The organism is Enterobacter cloacae complex sp. 6730903, assembly GCF_048283985.1.
GTDB lineage: Bacteria > Pseudomonadota > Gammaproteobacteria > Enterobacterales > Enterobacteriaceae > Enterobacter > Enterobacter hormaechei_C.
In genome coordinates this window covers 28,894-50,802 of record NZ_JBLVXX010000027.1, presented here as the reverse complement: position 1 = coordinate 50,802, position 21,909 = coordinate 28,894, and the positions used below count along the sequence as shown (strand labels likewise).

24 protein-coding genes are annotated in these 21,909 nt (G+C 54.8%); 2 read left to right on the top strand and 22 right to left on the bottom strand.

Annotated elements, in window-relative coordinates; genetic code table 11:
* Nucleotides 1-96 precede the first annotated feature (96 nt).
* Nucleotides 97-732 (top strand): TetR family copper-responsive transcriptional repressor ComR, encoded by a 636-nt coding sequence (gene comR / locus ACNQ0W_RS15040; RefSeq protein ID WP_047051907.1) that lies wholly within the window; start codon nucleotides 97-99, stop codon nucleotides 730-732.
* 59 nt (nucleotides 733-791) lie between these two features.
* On the opposite strand, the gene ACNQ0W_RS15035 is transcribed toward comR, so the two are convergent.
* The 8 genes from ACNQ0W_RS15035 to hinT form a co-directional block, all read right to left on the bottom strand.
* Entirely contained in the window at nucleotides 792-1,331 is a 540-nt protein-coding gene (locus ACNQ0W_RS15035; RefSeq protein ID WP_017384715.1) for a glycine zipper 2TM domain-containing protein, read from the bottom strand.
* A gap of 193 nt (nucleotides 1,332-1,524) precedes the next feature.
* A complete protein-coding gene (locus ACNQ0W_RS15030; protein ID WP_017693633.1) occupies nucleotides 1,525-2,829 on the bottom strand; it encodes an NAD(P)/FAD-dependent oxidoreductase in 1,305 nt (434 codons plus the stop codon).
* A 236-nt stretch (nucleotides 2,830-3,065) separates the two neighbouring features.
* A complete protein-coding gene (ycfP, locus tag ACNQ0W_RS15025) occupies nucleotides 3,066-3,608 on the bottom strand; it encodes an alpha/beta hydrolase YcfP (protein WP_006809239.1) in 543 nt (180 codons plus the stop codon).
* 31 nt (nucleotides 3,609-3,639) lie between these two features.
* Nucleotides 3,640-4,665, bottom strand: coding sequence for a beta-N-acetylhexosaminidase (gene nagZ, locus ACNQ0W_RS15020; protein ID WP_062932025.1), 1,026 nt, complete (start codon nucleotides 4,663-4,665; stop codon nucleotides 3,640-3,642).
* An 11-nt stretch (nucleotides 4,666-4,676) separates the two neighbouring features.
* Nucleotides 4,677-5,501 (bottom strand): thiamine kinase, encoded by an 825-nt coding sequence (thiK, locus tag ACNQ0W_RS15015; RefSeq protein WP_062932026.1) that lies wholly within the window; start codon nucleotides 5,499-5,501, stop codon nucleotides 4,677-4,679.
* Nucleotides 5,482-6,126 carry a penicillin-binding protein activator LpoB gene (gene lpoB, locus ACNQ0W_RS15010; RefSeq protein WP_085929697.1) on the bottom strand — a complete coding sequence of 215 codons (645 nt, stop codon included), beginning with the start codon at nucleotides 6,124-6,126 and terminating at the stop codon, nucleotides 5,482-5,484. The genes thiK and lpoB overlap by 20 nt, the downstream gene beginning before the upstream one ends.
* Before the next feature lie 13 nt (nucleotides 6,127-6,139).
* Nucleotides 6,140-6,514, bottom strand: coding sequence for a YcfL family protein (locus ACNQ0W_RS15005; protein WP_003857939.1), 375 nt, complete (start codon nucleotides 6,512-6,514; stop codon nucleotides 6,140-6,142).
* Between the two features lies 1 nt (nucleotide 6,515).
* A complete protein-coding gene (gene hinT, locus ACNQ0W_RS15000) occupies nucleotides 6,516-6,875 on the bottom strand; it encodes a purine nucleoside phosphoramidase (RefSeq protein ID WP_006809243.1) in 360 nt (119 codons plus the stop codon).
* Nucleotides 6,876-7,228: 353 nt separating this feature from the next.
* On the opposite strand from hinT, the gene fhuE reads away from it, so the two are divergent.
* Complete coding sequence (fhuE, locus tag ACNQ0W_RS14995) at nucleotides 7,229-9,418, top strand: ferric-rhodotorulic acid/ferric-coprogen receptor FhuE (RefSeq protein ID WP_062932027.1); 2,190 nt, start codon at nucleotides 7,229-7,231, stop codon at nucleotides 9,416-9,418.
* Between the two features lie 140 nt (nucleotides 9,419-9,558).
* Here fhuE and ptsG read toward each other — a convergent pair whose 3' ends face one another.
* The 14 genes from ptsG to yceD form a co-directional block, all read right to left on the bottom strand.
* Nucleotides 9,559-10,992 (bottom strand): PTS glucose transporter subunit IIBC, encoded by a 1,434-nt coding sequence (gene ptsG / locus ACNQ0W_RS14990; RefSeq protein WP_003857942.1) that lies wholly within the window; start codon nucleotides 10,990-10,992, stop codon nucleotides 9,559-9,561.
* Nucleotides 10,993-11,289: 297 nt separating this feature from the next.
* Nucleotides 11,290-12,084 (bottom strand): metal-dependent hydrolase, encoded by a 795-nt coding sequence (locus ACNQ0W_RS14985; protein ID WP_015570819.1) that lies wholly within the window; start codon nucleotides 12,082-12,084, stop codon nucleotides 11,290-11,292.
* Between the two features lie 10 nt (nucleotides 12,085-12,094).
* A complete protein-coding gene (gene holB, locus ACNQ0W_RS14980) occupies nucleotides 12,095-13,099 on the bottom strand; it encodes a DNA polymerase III subunit delta' (RefSeq protein WP_062932028.1) in 1,005 nt (334 codons plus the stop codon).
* Nucleotides 13,096-13,737 carry a dTMP kinase gene (gene tmk / locus ACNQ0W_RS14975; protein WP_003857946.1) on the bottom strand — a complete coding sequence of 214 codons (642 nt, stop codon included), beginning with the start codon at nucleotides 13,735-13,737 and terminating at the stop codon, nucleotides 13,096-13,098. Before tmk ends, holB begins: the two co-directional genes overlap by 4 nt.
* Nucleotides 13,727-14,749: a cell division protein YceG gene (yceG, locus tag ACNQ0W_RS14970; protein WP_017384722.1), complete on the bottom strand. Its 1,023-nt coding sequence runs from the start codon at nucleotides 14,747-14,749 to the stop codon at nucleotides 13,727-13,729. Before yceG ends, tmk begins: the two co-directional genes overlap by 11 nt.
* 2 nt (nucleotides 14,750-14,751) lie before the next feature.
* Nucleotides 14,752-15,561 carry an aminodeoxychorismate lyase gene (gene pabC, locus ACNQ0W_RS14965; RefSeq protein WP_062932029.1) on the bottom strand — a complete coding sequence of 270 codons (810 nt, stop codon included), beginning with the start codon at nucleotides 15,559-15,561 and terminating at the stop codon, nucleotides 14,752-14,754.
* 120 nt (nucleotides 15,562-15,681) lie between these two features.
* A complete protein-coding gene (fabF, locus tag ACNQ0W_RS14960; RefSeq protein WP_003857950.1) occupies nucleotides 15,682-16,923 on the bottom strand; it encodes a beta-ketoacyl-ACP synthase II in 1,242 nt (413 codons plus the stop codon).
* A gap of 91 nt (nucleotides 16,924-17,014) precedes the next feature.
* Nucleotides 17,015-17,251, bottom strand: a complete 237-nt coding sequence (acpP, locus tag ACNQ0W_RS14955) for an acyl carrier protein (protein ID WP_003857954.1) — start codon at nucleotides 17,249-17,251, stop codon at nucleotides 17,015-17,017.
* 154 nt (nucleotides 17,252-17,405) lie between these two features.
* The gene (fabG, locus tag ACNQ0W_RS14950; protein ID WP_003857956.1) at nucleotides 17,406-18,140 is read right to left on the bottom strand and encodes a 3-oxoacyl-ACP reductase FabG; all 735 of its coding nucleotides are present in this window, start codon (nucleotides 18,138-18,140) and stop codon (nucleotides 17,406-17,408) included.
* Nucleotides 18,141-18,152: 12 nt separating this feature from the next.
* Complete coding sequence (gene fabD / locus ACNQ0W_RS14945; RefSeq protein ID WP_062932030.1) at nucleotides 18,153-19,082, bottom strand: ACP S-malonyltransferase; 930 nt, start codon at nucleotides 19,080-19,082, stop codon at nucleotides 18,153-18,155.
* Nucleotides 19,083-19,097: 15 nt separating this feature from the next.
* Nucleotides 19,098-20,051 (bottom strand): beta-ketoacyl-ACP synthase III, encoded by a 954-nt coding sequence (locus ACNQ0W_RS14940; RefSeq protein ID WP_003857960.1) that lies wholly within the window; start codon nucleotides 20,049-20,051, stop codon nucleotides 19,098-19,100.
* A gap of 6 nt (nucleotides 20,052-20,057) precedes the next feature.
* Nucleotides 20,058-21,092, bottom strand: a complete 1,035-nt coding sequence (gene plsX / locus ACNQ0W_RS14935) for a phosphate acyltransferase PlsX (protein WP_017693638.1) — start codon at nucleotides 21,090-21,092, stop codon at nucleotides 20,058-20,060.
* Nucleotides 21,093-21,173: 81 nt separating this feature from the next.
* On the bottom strand, nucleotides 21,174-21,347 hold the full coding sequence (gene rpmF / locus ACNQ0W_RS14930) for a 50S ribosomal protein L32 (RefSeq protein ID WP_003857964.1): 174 nt from the start codon (nucleotides 21,345-21,347) through the stop codon (nucleotides 21,174-21,176).
* Nucleotides 21,348-21,363: 16 nt separating this feature from the next.
* On the bottom strand, nucleotides 21,364-21,885 hold the full coding sequence (yceD, locus tag ACNQ0W_RS14925) for a 23S rRNA accumulation protein YceD (protein ID WP_003857966.1): 522 nt from the start codon (nucleotides 21,883-21,885) through the stop codon (nucleotides 21,364-21,366).
* Nucleotides 21,886-21,909: the final 24 nt, after the last annotated feature.

Genomic DNA, 21,909 nt, shown 5'->3' with positions numbered 1-21,909 from the left:
ATAAAATTAAATTATTTTTCAGAAATCACCGCTGGTCGTTGCAGACGTTTATTTTTATAATGACTATTCAACAAAACAACAGAGGACCAACGGCACATGACAACCGATGTCACGCGTTGCGCAAAGAAAAGCCGTGGCCGACCAAAAGTGTTCGACAGGGATGCGGCGCTCGATAAGGCCATGACGCTCTTCTGGCAGCATGGGTATGAAGCTACGTCGCTTTCCGATCTCGTGGAAGCAACGGGCGCGAAAGCCCCTACCCTGTACGCAGAGTTCACCAACAAAGAAGGCTTATTCCGGGCCGTTCTGGACAGATACATCTCGCGCTTCGCGGCAAAACATGAAGCCCAGCTGTTCTGCGAAGAAAAAACGGTTGAGCAGGCATTGCAGGATTATTTCTCGGCAATCGCGACCTGCTATACCAGCAAAGACACGCCTGCGGGCTGTTTTATGATCAACACCTCCGCGACCCTCGCGGCATCCTCTAAAGAGATTGCCAACACGGTCAAATCGCGACATGCGATGCAGGAGGAGACGCTCAGCACGTTTCTGGCTCAGCGTCAGCAGCGCGGCGAAATCCCGGCGCATTGCCGCCCGCAGGAACTGGCCCAGTATCTGAGCTGTATTTTACAGGGAATGTCCATCAGCGCCCGTGAAGGCGCGACGCTGGAAAAATTGCAGGGGATTACGCAAACAACGCTGCGCCTGTGGCCTGAACTTCTTAAACTCTGACGCAAAAAAAAGCTCCTCAGCCTGAGCGCATGAGGAGCTAAGTTCAGAGAACATCTTTTTTACACTTTGTTATTCAGTATCAGCTGACCATTGCTGTCGAGAGGGATCTGCGTACCAGGATCTTTATCCATGCGGATTTTGCCCTGCTGATCGCCAATTTTGTAGGTTACGTCGTAGCCCAACATTTTTTCAGACTTGTCATACACGGTTTTACAGCGCTGCTGCGTTGTGGTGTAGGTATCATTTTCCTGCATCGCGCCCTGCACCTGGTTACCGGCATAACCGCCACCCAGCGCACCAACCACCGTCGCGACATCCTTACCACGGCCGCCACCAAACTGATGACCAATCACCCCACCAGCAACCGCGCCGAGCACGGAGCCCGCGATACGGTTTTCATCCTGAACCGGACGACGATGGGTGACAGAAACATTTCGGCACTCCTGACGAGGCGTCTTGACCGTCTCTTTGATCGGTGTAGCGGAAACCACCTGCGCATACTGCGGGCCACGATCAAGTACGTTCAGACTGGCAACGGCAGCCACACCTAACGCAGCTGCGACGCCAATCCCTATACCCGCCAACATTGATTTATTCACGGGACTTCCTCCTTTGTTGCAATTGGTAGCAATTTTGCAGCGCAATAAACGCTTCGCCAATAAGATAAAGGATCAAAATCAGGGTTGTTGGCCGGGACAACGAGGGTTTAAGAGAACTCTTAAGCGTCAGGAGGGAAATGTACAGCATGATGTGCTAAGAATTCCCTCCGGCGGGCCCGGAGGGAGAGAGAAATTAGTGCAGCTTCAGGCGTGGACGGATCACGCGGTTGATGCGGCCAACCAGCATCATCAGGCCGGTTTTGAAGTAGCCGTGCAGCGCAATCTGGTGCATACGATACAGAGAAATGTACACGAAGCGGGCGATGCGCCCTTCCACCATCATGGAGCCGCGCATCAGGTTACCCATCAGGCTGCCCACGGTGGAGAAGTTTGAGAGCGACACCAGAGAGCCGTGGTCTTTGTAGACATAGGCTTTCATCGGTTTGCCTTTCATCTGCGCCAGGATGTTATGCAGCACGAGGCTTGCCATCTGGTGCGCGGCCTGAGCGCGAGGCGGTACAAATCCGCCTTCCGGACGTGCGCAGGAGGCACAGTCGCCAATGGCGAAGATGTCCGGATCGCGCGTGGTTTGCAGCGTCGGCTCTGTCACCAGCTGGTTAATGCGGTTCGTCTCCAGCCCACCGATATCTTTCATGAAATCAGGCGCTTTGATCCCCGCAGCCCAGACCATCAGGTCGGCCTGGATGTATTCGCCGTCTTTGGTATGCAGGCCGCCCTCATCCGCGCTGGTCACCATAGTCTGGGTCAGCACGCGCACGCCCAGTTTGGTCAGCTCGTTGTGCGCCGCGCCGGAAATACGCGGCGGCAGCGCAGGCAGAATACGTTCACCTGCTTCCACCAGCGTCACATTCAGCGCTTCGTTAGTCAGCCCTTTGTAGCCGTAGCTGTGCAGCTGTTTGACCGCATTGTGCAACTCCGCCGATAATTCAACGCCCGTTGCCCCGCCGCCCACGATAGCAATGTTAACCTTGCCGTTAGCACCCATGTTGTTGGTGTACTTCAGGAACAGGTTAAGCATCTCCTGATGGAAACGACGCGCCTGATGCGGGTTATCGAGGAAGATGCAGTGCTCCTTCACGCCTGGAGTGTTGAAATCATTGGAGGTACTGCCCAGGGCCATCACCAGCGTGTCATAAGCCAGCTTGCGCTCAGGAACCAGCAGCTCGCCTTTATCATCACGCAGCTCAGCCAGCGTGATGGTTTTGTTTTCACGATTGATGTCCACCACCGAACCCAGCTGGAACTGGAAGTGGTGGTTACGCGCGTGCGCCAGATAGCTCAGCGCATCCACGCCCTCATCCAGCGACCCGGTCGCCACTTCGTGCAGTAACGGCTTCCACAGGTGGCTGTGGTTACGATCCACCAGCGTGATTTTGGCTTTCTTACCGCGCCCCAGCTTCTTACCCAGCTGTGTCGCCAGCTCCAGTCCGCCAGCACCACCGCCGACAATCACTATCTTTTTCAATGGCGTAGTCAACGTGACCCCCTCAAATTATTAACCAATTGTTAATTAAAATTTATATAAATAACCCTTAATTAACAACAGGTTACTGCGCTGAAACCATTCAGATTCATTGAGAATAGCACGTCAGGCGCATTGGTCATACCAAAATTGATATGTATCAAGTTTTGATGGTTTAAAAGTAGACAACTCTGACAAAAAAGAGGCCCGGTACGCTTTCACGTACCGGGCCTTTATCAGGTTCAGGGAGATCAGCCCAGCGTTTTAAAGGCTTTAATACGCTGCAAGTGCGGGGAAATGTTTTTGAACTTGTGGGTCTGCTCTTCGTCCCAGACAATTTCGTAGTAATGATGCAGAAGCTCGGCGGCGCGAGAGCTGTTCAGCGCTTCATCGTTGCGGGAGAGGATCACCAGACACCGGTCGCGGTTCTTTTCACGGAAATTGCTCACGCATTTGGTTGCGATATCGGCGTACTCCTCCGGACGGTCAATCTTGCCTTCCATGTTTTCGTTCGGAAACAGGTTAGGATTAAAAATGACCTGACGGATATCGCACAAAAAACCGATGCGCTCTGCCCAGTATCCACCTAGCCCCACGCCGCAGATCAGCGGGCGATCGTCGATATTGAGCTGCAACATTTTGTCCACTTCTTTAAGCAGATGCTGCATATCATGCTTCGGATGACGCGTGCTGTAACTGATCAGCCGGACATCCGGATCGATAAACTGCAATTGCAGCACTTTCTCATGATTACCAGGACTGTTTGAGTCAAAACCGTGTAAATAGATGATCATCGTCTCACCACGCTACGCCTTCCGGGATGAATTAAAGGGCTGCTTTATGTGCCTGCCAGCGCTCGTTCAGGGCTTCAAGCCGCGCGTTTACCGTTTTCCAGCGCGCCGAGTCCATCAGCTCCTGACGACTAAATGAACCTTTATGATACAATTGTGTAACACGTTCAGCATTGATCGGCGACAGGTTATCCAGCACGCTCACCGCCCCTTTACGATTATTGCAGACGAGGATCATATCGCAACCCGCATCCAGCGAAGCCTGCCCACGTTCAGCATAGCTTCCCATGATCGCCGCCCCTTCCATGGATAAATCGTCAGAGAAAATTACGCCATTGAAGCCTAATTCCTGACGCAGCACGGTTTTCAGCCAGTGTGGAGAGCCGCTGGCCGGACGCGGATCGACCTCACTGTAGATGACGTGCGCAGGCATGATGGCGTCCAGCTTGTTATCGGCGATCAGCGAGCGGAAAACCGACATGTCTTTCGCGCGAATGTCTGCTTCAGGGCGCGGATCGCGCGGGGTTTCTTTATGGGAATCCGCCGTTACCGCCCCGTGGCCCGGGAAATGTTTGCCGGTGGTTTTCATGCCCGCAGCGTGCATACCGTCGATGAAGCGCGTCGCCATCGCCAGCGCGATACGCGGATCGTCATGATACGAACGCTCACCAATTGCCGCGCTAATGTGTCCTACGTCCAGCACCGGGGCGAAGCTGATATCGATATCCATGGCGATCATCTCGCTGGCCATCAGCCAGCCGGCGTCCTGCGCCAGTTGACCGCCCTCTTCAGTACCCAGCAGCGCAGCAAAAGATTGCGCGGCGGGTAAACGGGTAAACCCTTCGCGGAAACGCTGCACGCGTCCACCTTCCTGGTCAACCGCAATCACCAGGCGATTGCGCGACGCCGCGCGGATCTGGCGAACCAGCTCGCGCAGCTGTGCCGGATCATGATAATTGCGGGTGAAAAGAATCAGCCCCCCTACCAGCGGGTGCGCCAGAATTTCGCGCTCTTCCGCATCCAGCTCAAACCCTTCGACATCCAACATTACTGGACCCACACCAACCTCTCTTATCCTTTCGTTTGTAACTGACGCCAGGCATCATTTGCCAGCGCAATAAATTGTTTGTCATCTGTCTGCTGAAGGCGCATTTCAAACCATCCCGCCATCAGCATCAGTACCCACGGACGCCAGCGCGCGACCTGCCGCGCAAGGGTGAGCGCATTGATGTTGGCGTTTCGGGCATAGGCGGTTATCAGCTGCTCGCGCGAGGCCTCATCAGGCATCCAGACCGCAGCGAGTTCGAGCGCCACGTCACCGTCCCCGGCATATTCCCAGTCGATAAGTTTCTCGCCTGCCGTGGTATGAACGATATTCCCCGCGTGGACATCCATATGCAGCGGCGCCAGACGTAACGCCTGCGGCTCTCCCGCTTTACGCAGCCGCTTAAGCTGCGCCAGCCAGTAGGGCGTGCGTCGTCCAGGCGCAGCCTGCTGCCAGTAGCGATCCAGCAAAGGAAGTAACGTTACCCGCCAGCCCAGACGCGGCTGGCGATGCAGATGATACAGCATGGCTGCCAGCGCAGGCGTATCGGGAAGCTCGCTTTTGATCTCACCCGCAATAAACGCCACCGCCATCCAGTCTCTGATAAAAAGATGAGGTTGTGGCACAAGGTCGGCGGGCAGGCGCTTCAGGGCGCGGAACTGGCGGCGGAAATGGGAGGCAGGCGCGGCGGCATCGTGATGCTGACGTAAAACCAGCCGATGGTCGCCACGCTCAATAATGCAACTCGCGCCGCCAAGCCCGGCGGGGGCTTGCGGCGCGATAACACGGTACTGAGGGAAATAACGCGTCAGGACATCATGACGCGTGCGCTTATTGTTGCGTAACGGCACCTTTACCTGACCAGATAATTTCGCCGGTCTGAACCAGCATTAACTGCATCTGCAACGACGGCGTGTTCACGTTGCCTGTCGCGTTAGAATAAAGGACATACTGCGCGCCAACGTTGCGGGCGATACCAATCGCTTTACTGCGCGAACCCAGGCTGTCCTGAGGCGACAGACCAAGCTGTTGCTTGGCGACCGCGAGCTGCTGGGCTGAGACCAGCGTAAATTTACCGTTGTTTGCCAGCGCGTTGCGCAGGGTTTCCGTCGCTTCTCCCGCATTCAGGGAACCGTTTGTACGGTTGTTCACGCTGTCCACCAGCAGCACGCTGCCAGGCGTAACGCCCTGTGCCTGCAACATTTTGCCCACCATCGGCTGCATTGCGCCGTTCCAGTCATAGTGGCGCACTCGCGGCGCAGGCTGTGCGGTGTCGTCCGGATGTTCGATCGGGCCAGGCTGCGCCGGAATGGTTGGTACAGACGGCACGGTTGGAACAGGCTGCGCTGGCGTTGTTGGCTGTTCCGTTCCCGGCTTCGCCTGATCCACCGGTGCAGGTTCTTCCGTTCGCGTCACACAACCCGCCAGAAAGAGTGCAAAGGCACTCAGGAGCGCATAACGGCTCATTGTTTTAATCAAGGTTCACTCCTTACAAATAAAGATAAAGTCTCACCTTATGTGCACCCAGATAGCTGGCGCTGCCGTAGAGCGTGACCGACGATCTTGCCGGGATGGTCACGCTGCGCGGCGCCTCAAGCGGGTGCATCTCAAGACCTCTCACGTCATACCAGTAGAAGCGATAATGCACCGTCACTGGCTCTTGCCTTTCGTTATAGAGCGTAGAGGAGGCTGAAGACTGGATTTCGCTTATGGTCAGCGAAGGCTTCTCCGCCGTGATGCCCGCAGCAAGCACTGAGGACTCCATCACCAGCGTCTGTTCTTCACTGACCGGGATGGCAGGACGCGCGCTGCACCCAACCATTACCAGCGTCACGATCAGCGCTGCAATACGCCCAGTTAACATATTAAAGACCTTTATGTGCCAGCATCGGTCCCAGTGGACGTCCACCCAGCAGATGCATATGAATATGATAGACTTCCTGGCCGCCATGGCGATTACAGTTCATGATCAGACGGTATCCGTCTTCAGCAATCCCTTCCTGCTCAGCGATTTTCGCGGCCACCGTAAGCATACGGCCCAGCGCCACTTCATGCTCGGTTTTAACGTCATTAACGGTCGGGATCAGAATATTGGGAATAATAAGGATGTGCGTCGGCGCCTGGGGAGAAATGTCGCGGAAAGCCGTGACCAGTTCATCCTGATAGACAATATCCGACGGAATTTCGCGGCGGATAATTTTACTGAAAATCGTTTCTTCAGCCATGACCTTTTCCTTTTAAGTTTAATCTGGCGTCGTGCGTCCGTTGTTAACACACATTGTCTGATTTACTGCGTGACACAAGACAAGAGTATGAGCGAGTTTCTCCTGTCCTTTCAACCTTCTCCCGTGATTTCTTTCCTGATTGTCCCCCATCTGGCTGAAGAGGCATCGCTTTAGGACATTTCTTTTCTGAAACCTTATTTCAGTTCATCCCGAAACATCTGTTTACAGCGTTAATCACAATGCGTATATTTCGCATTTGCATTTTCATGCGCATTTTTAACATAGAAAACGACGTCAGCCCGTGCTAGCGGGACTGTCGCGAATTACCTTCACCATTCACTAAGGGTTTGATGATGTCTTTCATTAATCACACCAGGGATGGGCAACGTCAGCCTGCCGCAACACCTTCGTTGCTGGCCGCCTGCATTGCTATGGCATTGACGCCAACCGCCGCTTTCGCTGCTTCAACCACCGAAGATACCGTCGTCGTAGACGGGGGTTTTGACAACACACAGGATCTTTCTGCCAGCCAGGATCAGGATTACAGCGTAAAAACCACCACCACCGGCACCAAACTGTTGCTGGTTCCCCGCGACATCCCACAGTCCGTCAGCGTCATTAGCCAGCAGCGTATGGCTGACCAGAATCTGCAATCCATCGGACAGGTGCTGACGAACACCACGGGCATTACGGCCCAGGTGCAGGACAGCGACCGCACTGTGTTTTACTCACGCGGCTTTTTCGTCAGCAACTACGCCTATGACGACCTGCCAACCTCCATCAGTGAAGTGTGGAACTTTGGTGATACCGCCGCCGATACCGCAATTTATGACCGCATCGAAGTGGTTCGCGGCGCCATCGGCCTGATGTCCGGCACGGGCAACCCGGCGGCGTACGTTAATATGGTGCGTAAGCACGCGGACAGCCCGGAATTTAAAGGTAACGTCTCCGCCAGCTACGGCAGCTGGGACAAGCAGCGCTACGTGCTGGATCTCCAGGCGCCGCTGGTGGAGTCAGGTAAGGTACGGGGCCGTCTGATCACCGGTTATCAGGATAACGACAGCTTCGTGGATAACTACCACTACCGGAAGAAATTCCTCTACGGTGTGATGGACGCGGATGTCACCGACAGCACCACCCTCTCGGTAGGGTATGAATATCAGGAAAGCCATACCGCCGACCCGACATGGGGCGGGCTGCCGACCTGGTACAGCGACGGAAGTAAGACCCACTACAATCGCAGCCAGACCGTCGCGCCTGACTGGGCTTATTCAGATAAAGACAGCACCCGCATCTTCGCTAACCTGACACAGCGTTTCGATAATGGCTGGGAAGCGCACATTAACGGTATGCATGCTGAAACCAACTTCGACTCCAAACTGATGTATATGTCCGGCTATCCGGATAAAGAGACCGGTGCGGGCCTGGTGGGTTACGGCGGCTGGAACCGTGGGGAACGTAAACAGGATGCGGTTGACGCCTTCCTGCGCGGCGGCTTCGATCTCTTTGGCCGTCAGCACGAAATGATGTTCGGCGGCAGCTTCAGCCGTCAGCGTAACCATTACGACAACTCTATGCCGGATGCAGTATACGGCATGGTTGATGTCGGCAACTTTAAGAACTGGAACGGGAACATCGCCGATCCGCAGTGGACGCCGTGGAAACTCTATAGCAAGGATGATATTCGCCAGTCTTCAGCCTATTCGTCGGCTCGTTTCTCGCTGGCCGATCCGCTGCACTTGATCCTGGGCGCGCGCTACACCCAATATAACATTCGTTATAACCCGGCAGGATCGCCGAATACCCGTCTGGAAAGTACTAAAGATGATGTCACGCCGTACGCCGGTCTGGTGTATGACATCAATGAGGACTGGTCGACCTACGTCAGCTATACCTCTATCTTCCAGCCGCAGGATAAACGCGATGCCAGCGGACGTTATCTCGACCCTACCACGGGCAAAAGCTACGAAGCCGGGGTGAAGGCGGACTGGTTCAATACCCGCCTCACCACCTCGCTGGCGATTTTCCGCATTGAGCAGGATAACGTCGCCAGCAACACCTATACCTACATGCCGAGCGGTGAATCGATCTATGAATCGCTGGACGGGGTGGTCAGCAAAGGGGTCGAGTTCGAGCTCAACGGTGCTCTGACCGATAACTGGCAGCTGACCTTCGGCGCGACGCGTTACATCGCAGAAGATAAGAATGGCAACGCCGTCAGTTCCGATCAGCCGCGCACAACCATGAAGCTCTTCACCCGCTATCAGCTGCCAATGCTGCCGGAACTGACCGTGGGCGGTGGCGTAAACTGGCAGAACAAAGTGTGGACGGACGTGGAAGGCGGTCCGGCAGGACGTTCCCGCGCGGAGCAAGGCAGCTATGGGCTGGTGAACCTGTTCAGCCGTTATCAGGTCACCAAAGATTTTGCGGTGCAGGCTAACGTCAACAACCTGTTCGACAAAGAGTATTACGACTATGTCGGCTCTTATGTAGTGTATGGCGCGCCGCTGAACGTCTCGGTGAGCGCGAGCTACGATTTCTGAGTGACAGAAGCCCGGTGGCGCTGCGCTTACCGGGCCTACCCATCACGTAGGCCGGGTAAGGCGCAGCCGCCACCCGGCGCCACAAACCGAGTAATAAAAAAGGCAGCCGTTCGGCTGCCTTAGTCTCCCCAGGTCACAGCTTAGTTGTTGCGGATGTACTCATCCATTTCGGTTTTCAGGTTATCGGATTTCGTACCGAAGATTGCCTGAACACCAGAACCTGCAACAACGACGCCCGCTGCGCCCAGTTTTTTCAGACCCGGCTGGTCTACTTTCGCCACGTCGGCAACGCTCACACGCAGACGAGTGATACACGCGTCCAGGTTAGTGATATTCTCTTTACCACCGAAGGCAGCTACCAGAGCAGGCGCCATTTCGCTGGTCGCACCGGCTTTGCTGTCTTCCGTTGCATCTTCACGACCCGGCGTTTTCAGGTCCAGTGCTTTGATCAGCACGCGGAAGACGGTGTAGTACACCACTGCGTAGCCCGCACCCACAATTGGGAACAGCCACAGCTTGCTGCTGTTACCGGACAGAACGATGAAGTCGATCAGACCGTGAGAGAAGGACGTACCGTCACGCATACCCAGCAGGATACAGATTGGGAATGCCAGACCTGCCAGTACTGCGTGGATGATGTACAGGATCGGGGCAACGAACATGAAGGAGAACTCGATCGGTTCGGTGATACCGGTCAGGAACGAGGTCAGCGCTGCGGAAATCATGATACCGCCCACTTTTGCACGGTTCTCTGGTTTAGCAGAGTGCCAGATCGCAATTGCGGCAGCCGGCAGACCGTACATTTTGAACAGGAAGCCACCAGACAGTTTACCTGCCGTTGGGTCACCCGCCATGTAGCGTGGGATGTCGCCGTGGAACACCTGGCCTGCTGCGTTGGTGTATTCACCAATCTGCATCTGGAATGGAACGTTCCAAATGTGGTGCAGACCAAATGGTACCAGGCAGCGCTCAATGAAGCCGTAGATACCGAACGCCACAACCGGGTTCTGGTAAGCCGCCCACTGGGAGAAGGTCTGGATTGCCGTACCGATTGGTGGCCAGATGAAGGACAGAACCACACCGGTGAAAATCGCGGCCAGACCAGAAATGATCGGCACAAAACGTTTACCCGCGAAGAAGCCCAGATACTCAGGCAGCTTGATGCGATAGAAGCGGTTAAACATATACGCTGCAATCGCACCGGAGATGATACCACCGAGAACACCGGTGTCCGCCAGGTGCTTAGCGGCAATCTCTTCAGCAGGCAAATGCAGTACCAGCGGCGCAACCACAGCCATGGTTTTCACCATGATGCCGTAAGCAACAACAGACGCCAGAGCGGATACACCGTCGTTATTGGTGAAGCCCAGAGCAACACCGATAGCGAAGATCAGCGGCATGTTAGCAAAAACAGAACCGCCTGCTTCGGCCATCACGTGGGACACTACGGCTGGCAGCCAGCTGAAGTTTGCAGAACCGACACCCAGCAGGATACCTGCGATAGGCAGTACGGATACTGGCAGCATCAGCGATTTACCGACCTTTTGCAGGTTAGCAAATGCATTCTTAAACATAATTGAGAGTGCTCCTGAGTATTTGTGCTTTTTTTACGTTTTCACGCATTGGCCCGGGGGGAGTACCGCGCCGTGGACAGGACATCTAAGCGCCCTTTATTTATTACACAGAGTAAAATAATTCCCTCTGAGTTTGTTTGACGGCTATCACGTTTCAGTTCAAGACGGCCAAAAAACTTGCAGATATTTACATAAAGCATGTCTGGATGTGTCTAAAAACGCCATCACCGCCCCAAATGAGGCGGTGAACTTTACTCGTTTTACGTATTAATTACGAGCCTAAAAATAACAGGTGTATCAGACAGATTGCAGGCGGGCGGGGTCGATATGGAACAGGCTGGCGAAGTTTTCCGTTGTCACGCGAGCCAGCTCTTCAATACTGACGCCTTTCAGAACGGCCATATACTCAGCGACATCCCGGGTCATCGCTGGCTGATTCTCTTTGCCGCGATGAGGCACCGGCGCCAGGTACGGGGAATCGGTTTCCACCAGAATACGATCCAGCGGAACATAGCGCGCCGCATCACGCAGTTGTTCAGCATTGCGGAACGTGACGATCCCCGAAAACGAGATATAAAAGCCTAAATCAAGCAGCTTACCCGCCGTTTCTCTGTCTTCTGTGAAACAGTGTAGTACGCCACCGCAATCCGTCACCTTTTCTTCCCGCAGGATCGCCAGCGTGTCGGCGCGCGCATCGCGGGTATGAACGATAACTGGCTTATTCAGCTCACGGCCAATACGGATGTGGTTGCGGAAAGATTCCTGCTGGCGAGGTTTCGTTTCCGGGGTGTAGAAATAGTCCAGGCCGGTCTCGCCCATCGCCACTACGCCCTCTTCTGCGGCAAGACGGCGTAAATCCTCAACGTCGTACGCTTCATCCTGATTCAGCGGATGCACGCCGCAGGAGAAGACGACATTATCGCGCTCGCCTACCAGTTCACGCATGGAGCGGTAACCCGGCAGCGTGGTCGCCACGGCCAGGCAAAATTTCACATCGCGCGCGGCGGCTTTCGCCAGCACGTCGTCCACATTTTTATGCAGGGATTGATAATCCAGGCCATCGAGATGGCAGTGTGAGTCGACTAAAAACATAATGTCTCTCTCAGAGGTGGGAAACCGGCGGTATGACGCCCGGTTGCAGGTGGTGTTCGATACGCAGTAACTGGTCGGTCAGTAAAAGCTCGCGATTGAGACCGGTCACTGTCAATAGTTGTTCACGACTCTGGCAGATATCATGAAGGATAGCGTGCAGCGACTGCCCTGAAAGGCGATTCGCCAGCGTGGTGACCAGCGTCCACGCGTCAGGGTTAGTCAGAAGCGTCGCCCCCTGCTGGATTTTGAGCGCATCCAGCAGCAGTGCGGCCAGCCAGTGTAGCCGTTCCGGAGCCTGATCGCTGTTCAGCGCTGGCAGCACGCTCAGCCAGTCATGGCTGTCGAGGGCTGATTCAACCGCACGACACAGCGTTTCACGCTGGGACCACACCTCCGGCTGCAATAAGGCCAGCGCAGCCGCAGGCGCACCGCTGCACAGCCGCAACGCCGAGCGCGCCGCGTCTTGTGACACTGTCACTTCTCGCTCAAGCCAGGCGAGCGCCCAGGATTCCTGAGGGACAGCAAGGTGGTGAAGGCGGCAGCGACTGCGTAGTGTCGCCAGCAAGCGTTCCGGCTCGCGGCAGGAGAGGAAAAACCAGGTATTCTCTGGCGGCTCTTCCAGGGTTTTTAACAGGGCGTTGGCGGCGGCTTCCGTGAGCAGCGCGGCGTCTTTCAGCCACACCACTTTCGCCCCGCCCAGACGTGCATATTCGTACAGTTTCTCACTGACCTCACGTACCGCGTCGATACCGAGCGTATTTTTACCCTTCTCGGGTTCGAGGGTGTAATAGTCAGGATGCGTGCCCGCCTGCATGAGCTGGCAACCCCGGCACTTACCGCAGCTTTTATGGCCTTCTGGCTGTTGGCACATCAGAAAACGGGTGATGGCGTAAATCAACGCATCATCACCCATTCCCGGCAGCGCCTGGATCAGTAACGCATGATGCCCCCGACCAACCTGATAGCTGCCGATCAGCTGTTCAAAGTGTGGGCGCAACCATGGATACCATTTCATGCCTGCTGCTCCTGTAGCCACTGCGTAACGGTCTGCTGAATGTCACGCGTAACGTCTTCAAGGGATTGCGTCGCATCGATGGTACGAATGGTCTTGTCCTGCCCGGCCAGTTCCAGATAACGCGCACGGGTGCGGTTAAAGAAATCAAAAGACTCCTGTTCAATGCGGTCCAGTTCGCCGCGGGCACGGGCGCGCTTCAGGCCCACCTCAGGGGTCACGTCCAGATACAGCGTCAGGTCAGGACGGAAATCGCCCAGAACCGCGTCGCGAAGCGTAGCCAGCATGGTCTGGTCGATACCCCGGCCACCGCCCTGATACGCCTGGGTTGAGAGATCGTGGCGATCGCCAATCACCCATTTCCCTTCTGCCAGAGCGGGTTTGATCACCGTCTCCACCAGCTGAACGCGCGCCGCATAGAACATCAGCACTTCCGCTTTGTCGGTAATAACTTCATCACCAACGGATTTGATATCCAGAACCAGGCTGCGCAGTTTTTCCGCCAGCTGCGTACCGCCCGGCTCGCGGGTAAAGACCATGTCGGCGACGCCAAGCGACGTAAGCGTATCCACCACCACGTTACGGGCGGTGGTTTTGCCCGCCCCTTCGAGTCCCTCAATGACAATGTATTTACTGCGCATTTTTTTCCTTAAGTGCCTTCAGATAGTCCTGAACGGAGCGATTATGGCTGGCCAGGTTGGTATTAAAGGTATGCCCCCCTTTTCCGTCAGCCACAAAATAGAGATACGGCGTTTTGGCCGGGTGCGCGGCGGCCTTCAACGATGCTTCACTCGGCGTCGCAATCGGTCCAGGCGGCAGGCCGCTAATCACGTAGGTATTATACGCCGTTGGCGTCTCCAGATCTTTTCTGGAAATCCTGCCGTTGTAATTTTCGCCCATGCCGTAGATGACGGTAGGATCGGTTTGCAAACGCATGCCGATGCGCAGACGGTTAATAAACACCGAGGCAACCTGGTCACGTTCGGCAGCAACGGCCGTCTCTTTCTCGATGATCGAGGCCATCGTCATGAACTGGTTTTGATCTTTATAAGGCAGGCCTTCTGCTCGCCCTTTCCAGGCAGCGTCTACCGCCGCGACCATTTTGTTATGCGCGCGCTTCAGAATGGCCACATCCGTCGTGCCTGCCGTATACATCCACGTATCGGGCCAGAACCAGCCTTCCACCCACTCGGGATGTTCGAATTTTAAGGCGTCAGCCACGGTCTGGTAGCGGTCATCTTTCAGCGTATGCTTGATGTACGGCGCGTCACGCAGCTGCCTGAGGTAATCGCTCAGACGCATACCTTCCACAAAACGCAGCGGGAACTGGGCTTCTTTACCACTTTCCAGCAGTTGCAGCATCTCGCGCACGGTCATGCCAGGGGTAAAGCGATAGGTACCGGCCTTGAAATGGGACAGGTCCGGTTCAATACGCAGCAGCCACTGGAATACGCGTGGGCGATTGATAATTTTGTCGTCATACAGCTGCTGACCAAGCGCCTGCCGCCCGGTCCCCGCTTTCAGGGTAAAAATCGTCTCGTCTTTAATCAGGATCTGACTCTCCGCCAGCTGACGAACTTTCCACACTCCCGCTCCGCCAGCGATACCGAACGCAACGATAAGAAGGAGGACAAAGCGTAACATTTTCTTCATGACTACCTGGTTTGCTCACATAACGGGGCCAGAAACTGGAACAGCTCGCGGGATGACCAGCATTTTCGGCCATAAGCGCGAACGGGGACAACGGGCATCAGCGCATTGCAGATAACGGCTTCATCAGCAGTCAGCAGCGCCTCTTCCTTAGCGTTGACTTCGACAACGCGAAAGCCTGCGCGTGCCAGCTGGTGCAGACAAAACTGCCGCATAATGCCGTTGACGCCGGCCTGCTCCAGCGAAGGCGTGAACACGTCACTGCCCTTCCGCCAGAGTAAATTAGCCGCACAGCATTCCGTAATGTACCCTTCGCTGTCAAGAACCAGCGCCTCCCCGGCCTCCGTCTGCTCAAGATGAGTACGAATAAGCACCTGTTCAAGGCGGTTGAGATGCTTTATACCCGCGAGCATCGGGTTTCGCCCCAGACGTACCGGACTTAGCGCCAGGGCTACGCCCTCTTCACGCCAGTGCGCATAATGGGAAGGATAATCTGAAACGGAAAGGACCCGCGTAGGATGCAGACAGGCAGATCCGCCATAACCCCGGCCACCGCTCCCGCGGCTGATAATGACTTTCAGGACGCCGCTTGCTTTATCTGAGGCCAGCCTACGCATTTCACTTTCAAGAATGTCCCACTGCGAAAAGGGGATCAGTAATGCTTCGCAGGCTTTTTGTAAACGAAGGATATGGGCCCCGAGCAGACACACGCCACCGTCGAGAATACGCGCAGTCGTGAAACAGCCATCGCCAAACTGGGTCGCCCTGTCGCTGGCTGGCAGCGTTTGTTGCTCAAGGCCATTAATTAAAAACATGGTGGCTCCTTATGCGTGGAGGCTCAGTCTGGCAGGATGTGAGCAGCCGGACAAGGGGATTTCACCTAATAAAAAAGGCCCGGCAAGCGGACCTTTTTTATCGTCAGCGACTAATCAGACTCAGACCTTTTTGAAGATCAGAGAACCGTTAGTCCCACCGAAGCCGAAGGAGTTACACAGGGTGTACTCCATACCGCTAACCTGGCGCGCTTCGTGAGGAACGAAGTCCAGATCGCAACCTTCATCCGGGTTATCCAGGTTGATGGTTGGCGGTACAGCCTGATCGCGCAGCGCGAGAATAGAGTAGATTGATTCTACTGCCCCCGCAGCACCCAGCAGGTGACCGGTCATGGATTTCGTGGAGCTCACCAGCACACGGCTGGCAGATTCACCGAAGATAGACTTAACAGCCTGCGCTTCTGCTTTATCGCCCGCAGGGGTAGACGTCCCGTGCGCGTTAACGTAGCCAATCTGTGCCGGGGTAATGCCCGCATCACGGATGGCGTTTTCCATCGCCAGCGCAGCGCCTGCGCCGTTCTCTGGAGGAGACGTCATGTGATAAGCATCGCTGCTCATGCCAAAGCCAACAACTTCAGCATAAATTTTCGCGCCACGTTTTTTCGCGTGTTCGTACTCTTCCAGTACGATCATGCCTGCACCGTCACCCAGCACGAAACCATCACGGTCTTTATCCCACGGACGGCTCGCCGCCTGAGGATTATCGTTTCGGGTAGAGAGCGCACGCGCTGCACCGAAGCCACCGACGCCCAGCGGGGTACTGGCTTTTTCAGCGCCGCCCGCAACCATAGCATCTGCATCGCCGTACGCAATGATACGCGCGGCCTGGCCGATGTTATGCACGCCAGACGTACAGGCTGTCGCGATTGAGATGCTTGGGCCACGCAGGCCGAACATAATGGTCAGGTGACCTGCCACCATGTTGACAATCGTAGACGGAACGAAGAACGGGCTGATTTTACGCGGGCCGCCATTCATCAGAGATGTATGGTTTTCTTCAATCAGACCAAGACCGCCAATCCCGGAGCCGATAGCGGCGCCGATACGGGTCGCGTTCTCTTCCGTAATCTCAAGGCCAGAATCCTGCATGGCCTGAACGCCAGCGACAATTCCATATTGAATGAAGGCATCCATCTTGCGCTGTTCTTTGCGCGAGATGATCTCTTCACAGTTAAAATCCTTTACTAAGCCAGCAAATTTCGTTGCATAGGCGCTAGTATCGAAATGGTCGATTAGGCTGATGCCGCTCTGACCGGCAAGGAGAGCTTTCCAGGTGGACTCTACGGTATTGCCGACAGGAGACAACATGCCAAGTCCGGTCACAACTACACGACGCTTAGACACGCTTGTCCTCCAGGGAGGGATAAAAAAAGAGATTCGTGGGACAACAAAAGATAAAACTCAGGCGGTCGAATGACCGCCTGGAGATGTTCACTTACGCCTGGTGACCGTTGATGTAATCAATGGCAGCCTGAACGGTGGTGATTTTCTCAGCTTCTTCGTCCGGAATCTCAGTATCAAACTCTTCTTCCAGAGCCATTACCAGCTCAACGGTGTCAAGAGAATCTGCGCCCAGGTCTTCAACAAAGGAAGCGGAGTTCACAACTTCTTCCTGCTTAACGCCCAGCTGTTCGCCGATAATTTTCTTAACGCGTTCTTCGATAGTGCTCATACTCTTAAATTTCCTATCAAAACTCGCTTTCGCGATGGTTTTCGTAGTGTATAAAATGTTGAAAAATTTGCAACTAAATCCCGGCAGGTCTTACCACGATTTTACGTTATTTTGAGGCCATTTGCCCAAATAACGCAAATATTTTCGATCGTGATTAAACCATGTACATCCCGCCGTTGACGTGGAGGGTTTCACCAGTGATGTAACCCGCTTCGTCAGAGGCTAAAAATGCAACCGCGCTGGCGATTTCTTTAGGGTCGCCAAGACGACCCGCCGGAACTGCCGCCAGCGTACCCGCACGCTGCTCATCAGTCAGCGCACGCGTCATGTCCGTTTCAATAAAGCCCGGAGCAACAACGTTTACAGTAATTCCGCGGGACGCGACTTCACGCGCCAGCGACTTACTGAAACCGATCAGACCTGCTTTCGCCGCAGCGTAGTTAGCCTGACCAGCATTTCCCATGGTACCAACCACAGAACCTACAGTGATAATACGACCATGACGCTTTTTCATCATAGCGCGCATTACCGCTTTTGACAGACGGAATACAGATGACAGGTTGGTTTCGATAATATCGTTCCACTCGTCGTCTTTCATTCGCATCAGCAGGTTGTCGCGAGTGATCCCGGCATTATTGACCAGAATATCCACTTCGCCAAACTCTGCGCGAATATTTTCCAGAACAGATTCGATAGATGCTGGTTCAGTCACATTCAGTACCAGACCTTTACCGTTCGCACCCAGATAGTCGCTGATGGCCTGTGCGCCATTCTCACTGGTCGCAGTCCCGATCACCGTCGCGCCGCGCGCAACCAGTGTTTCAGCAATAGCGCGCCCAATACCGCGGCTTGCGCCGGTCACCAGGGCAATTTTTCCTTCAAAACTCATGGTATTCCTCTTTTATTGCGAGAGTGCCGCTTTCATGGCTTCCGGCTCGTTAATCGCCGAGGCAGTCAGGGTGTCTACAATACGTTTTGTCAGACCGGTAAGTACCTTACCTGGACCAACTTCATACAGATGTTCAACGCCCTGAGAGGCCATAAATTCAACGGTTTTAGTCCACTGAACCGGGCTGTAGAGCTGGCGAACCAGCGCGTTACGGATAGCCTCCGGCGCGGTTTCGCACTGCACATTGACGTTATTCACAACGGAAATCGTCGGTGCGTTAAAGGTCATTTTTTCCAGCTCAACCGCCAGCTTATCGGCAGCGGGCTTCATCAGCGCGCAGTGAGACGGCACGCTCACCGGCAGGGGCAGTGCACGTTTTGCGCCCGCAGCTTTACAGGCAGCGCCTGCACGCTCAACCGCTTCTTTATGACCCGCGATAACCACCTGGCCTGGCGAGTTAAAGTTTACCGGAGAAACGACCTGACCTTCAGCAGATTCTTCACAGGCTTTAGCGATAGACGCATCATCCAGACCGATGATGGCAGACATGCCGCCCGTGCCCTCTGGCACCGCTTCCTGCATGAATTTACCACGCAATTCAACCAGGCGTACCGCGTCAGCGAAGGCAATCACCCCTGCGCAGACCAGCGCAGAGTATTCACCCAGGCTATGACCCGCCATCAGCGTCGGCGCTTTGCCGCCCTGCTGCTGCCATACGCGCCACAATGCGACGGAGGCTGCCAGCAGTGCCGGTTGAGTCTGCCAGGTTTTGTTCAGCTCTTCAGCGGGGCCCTGTTGGGTCAGCGCCCACAGATCATAACCCAGCGCGTCAGAGGCTTCACGGAAAGTCTCTTCAATAACCGGATAGTTTGCTGCCATTTCAGACAACATCCCAACAGTTTGCGAGCCCTGTCCCGGGAACACAAAAGCAAATTGCGTCATTTTTTAATCCTTATCCTAGAAACGAACCAGCGCGGAACCCCAGGTGAACCCGCCACCAAAGGCTTCAAGCAAGACCAGTTGGCCCCGTTTAATTCGTCCATCGCGTACCGCTTCGTCAAATGCGCACGGTACCGATGCCGCAGAGGTGTTGCCGTGGCGATCGAGCGTCACCACAACGTTATCCATAGACATGCCCAGCTTCTTCGCCGTCGCGCTGATAATACGCAGGTTAGCCTGATGAGGTACCAGCCAGTCGAGTGCGGCGCGGTCCAGATTGTTCGCTTCCAGCGTCTCATCAACGATGTGAGCCAGTTCAGTCACGGCCACTTTAAACACTTCGTTACCCGCCATTGTCAGGTAAATCGAACTGTCCGGATTAACGCGATCGGCGTTAGGCAGCGTTAACAGCTCGCCGTAGCGGCCATCGGCATGCAGGTGCGTGGAGATGATGCCCGGCTCTTCGGACTGCCCCAGCAGCACCGCGCCCGCGCCATCGCCAAAAATAATGATCGTTCCGCGATCGGTTGGATCGCAGGTACGCGCCAGCACGTCAGCACCGATCACCAGCGCATATTTTACGGCGCCCGATTTTACATACTGATCGGCGATGCTCAGCGCATAGGTGAAACCCGCGCACGCTGCTGCAACATCAAATGCCGGGCAGCCTTTGATACCGAGCATGTTCTGCACCTGGCACGCTGCGCTTGGGAAGGCATGCGTGGCAGAGGTGGTCGCCACCACAATAAGCCCGATCTGTTCTTTATCAATGCCAGCCATCTCAAGCGCTCGCTGAGCGGCTTCGTAGCCCATGGTGGACACAGTTTCGTCTGGCGCGGCGATACGACGTTCACGGATACCTGTGCGCGTGACAATCCACTCGTCAGACGTATCTACCATTTTTTCAAGATCGGCGTTGGTACGCACTTGTTTTGGCAGGTAGCTGCCGGTACCTAAAATCTTCGTATACATGTACGCTCAGTCACTTTTAGCTAATACAGATCCCAGGCGAGCGGCAATCCTCTGAGGGACTTGTCGCTGCACCGCCTGCACTGCCTGTTCAATCGCGACGGTAAATGCTCGCTGATTGGCGGCGCCATGACTCTTAATCACGATGCCGCGCAATCCTAACAGACAGGCGCCATTATACTGGTCGGGGTTGAGGTGACTGAATCGCCGCGTCAGGCTTTTTTGTAACCAACGCTTTAATAAAATCAGCCACCAGGACCTTTTTTTACCTTCTCCCTGCGATTTCAGCAGAGAAAGGAACATTCGCACGACCCCTTCCATGGTCTTCAACGTCACGTTTCCGGTGAAGCCATCACACACTAATACATCCGTTTTGCCCGTCAGCAACTCATTGGCTTCGAGATAACCAATATAGTTGATGGAGGGAACCTGTTTGAGTATTTCCGCAGCGTCGCGGATACTGTCCAGGCCTTTGGTCTCTTCTTCACCAATATTCAATAACGCAACGCGGGGATTGTTAATCCCGACCACGTCTTCTGCCAGCACCGACCCCATAACGGCAAACTGAGCCAGCATTGTGCTATCACAATCCACGTTAGCGCCCAGATCCAGCACCACCGTTTTGCCCTTCTGCTGATGCGGTAACACCGTCACCAGCGCCGGACGCTCAATGCCCTCAATCGGCTTGAGCAATAATTTCGACAGCCCCATCAGCGCGCCAGTATTTCCCGCGCTGACGCAAGCCTGCGCTCGCCCTTCTTTCACCAGCTCCAGCGCCATTCGCATAGAGCTACCGCGGCTATTACGAATAGCCTGCGATGGCCGGGCATCACTGGCAATAACTGACTGCGCAGGAATAATCTGCAGACGCGAACGTTGTTCAAAGTCAGCTTTTGCAAGTAATGGCGTGATTGTGTCGGGATTACCGACTAAAAGAAGTGTGAGTTGCGAATTAGAATTCAGTGCCTGCAATGCTGCAGGCACTGTCACGGTAGGGCCAAAATCTCCCCCCATGACATCTAACGCCAGGGTTAGACGTGTCAAGGTATCGTCGCAGCCTGGTTCGGTAAACTCCCCGTTTGCACGGGGAAGTTCCTCACTAAGCCTAATCACGCTGACGCGTGATTACTTAGTGATAACCTTGCGGCCGCGGTAGAAACCGTCAGCGGTGATGTGGTGACGCAGGTGTTTCTCACCAGAAGTCTTATCTACAGACAGGCTGGTAACTGCGGTCAGCGCGTCATGGGAACGACGCATGCCACGTTTGGAACGGGTTGGTTTATTCTGTTGTACGGCCATGGACCTTACTCCTCAATTACTTACGCTTTAAGCTGGCTAATACGGCAAATGGGTTTGGTTTTTGCGCTTCATCAGGCAGTTCCCCAAAGACCATGTCCGCCTCGGACACTTCACAGTGTTCAGAATCATGCACCGGAACGACTGGCAGGGAGAGGATGACTTCATCTTCAACCAGCGCCAGAAGATCGATTTCACCGAATTCGTTAACCTCAATCGGCTCATACGCTTCCGGGAGTGCTTCAGCCTGTTCGTCAGAACGAACCGGACTAAAACAATACGTTGTGTGAACATGCTGTACAAACGGTTTCCCGCAACGCTGACATTCGAGCGTTACCGTCACCTTTGCATCACCGGTTAACACGGCGAGACGCTGGTTGTCGATAGCGAACGACATGGAGCATTCTACATCACTGTCCACACTGACTACAGATTCGGCAATACGCTCAGCCTGATCGGAAGAATAGATTCCTTCGTAATCGAGGCGTTTTTGAGCCGTACGAACCGGATCAAGAGTCAGGGGTAATTTTACCTTTTGCATAGGGCGCGCATATTAACTTTGTAA

Bases quoted from the DNA above. Each gene is read 5' to 3' on its own strand.
- fabG (WP_003857956.1), bottom strand. From the start codon at position 18,140: ATGAGTTTTGAAGGAAAAATTGCCCTGGTGACCGGCGCAAGCCGCGGT.
- fhuE (WP_062932027.1), top strand. From the start codon at position 7,229: ATGTCTTTCATTAATCACACCAGGGATGGGCAACGTCAGCCTGCCGCA.
- ACNQ0W_RS14985 (WP_015570819.1), bottom strand. From the start codon at position 12,084: ATGTTTTTAGTCGACTCACACTGCCATCTCGATGGCCTGGATTATCAA.
- holB (WP_062932028.1), bottom strand. From the start codon at position 13,099: ATGAAATGGTATCCATGGTTGCGCCCACACTTTGAACAGCTGATCGGC.
- ACNQ0W_RS14940 (WP_003857960.1), bottom strand. From the start codon at position 20,051: ATGTATACGAAGATTTTAGGTACCGGCAGCTACCTGCCAAAACAAGTG.
- ycfP (WP_006809239.1), bottom strand. From the start codon at position 3,608: ATGATCATCTATTTACACGGTTTTGACTCAAACAGTCCTGGTAATCAT.
- yceG (WP_017384722.1), bottom strand. From the start codon at position 14,749: ATGAAGAAAATGTTACGCTTTGTCCTCCTTCTTATCGTTGCGTTCGGT.
- tmk (WP_003857946.1), bottom strand. From the start codon at position 13,737: ATGCGCAGTAAATACATTGTCATTGAGGGACTCGAAGGGGCGGGCAAA.
- acpP (WP_003857954.1), bottom strand. From the start codon at position 17,251: ATGAGCACTATCGAAGAACGCGTTAAGAAAATTATCGGCGAACAGCTG.
- ptsG (WP_003857942.1), bottom strand. From the start codon at position 10,992: ATGTTTAAGAATGCATTTGCTAACCTGCAAAAGGTCGGTAAATCGCTG.
- yceD (WP_003857966.1), bottom strand. From the start codon at position 21,885: ATGCAAAAGGTAAAATTACCCCTGACTCTTGATCCGGTTCGTACGGCT.
- pabC (WP_062932029.1), bottom strand. From the start codon at position 15,561: ATGTTTTTAATTAATGGCCTTGAGCAACAAACGCTGCCAGCCAGCGAC.
- hinT (WP_006809243.1), bottom strand. From the start codon at position 6,875: ATGGCTGAAGAAACGATTTTCAGTAAAATTATCCGCCGCGAAATTCCG.
- fabD (WP_062932030.1), bottom strand. From the start codon at position 19,082: ATGACGCAATTTGCTTTTGTGTTCCCGGGACAGGGCTCGCAAACTGTT.
- rpmF (WP_003857964.1), bottom strand. From the start codon at position 21,347: ATGGCCGTACAACAGAATAAACCAACCCGTTCCAAACGTGGCATGCGT.
- ACNQ0W_RS15005 (WP_003857939.1), bottom strand. From the start codon at position 6,514: ATGTTAACTGGGCGTATTGCAGCGCTGATCGTGACGCTGGTAATGGTT.
- comR (WP_047051907.1), top strand. From the start codon at position 97: ATGACAACCGATGTCACGCGTTGCGCAAAGAAAAGCCGTGGCCGACCA.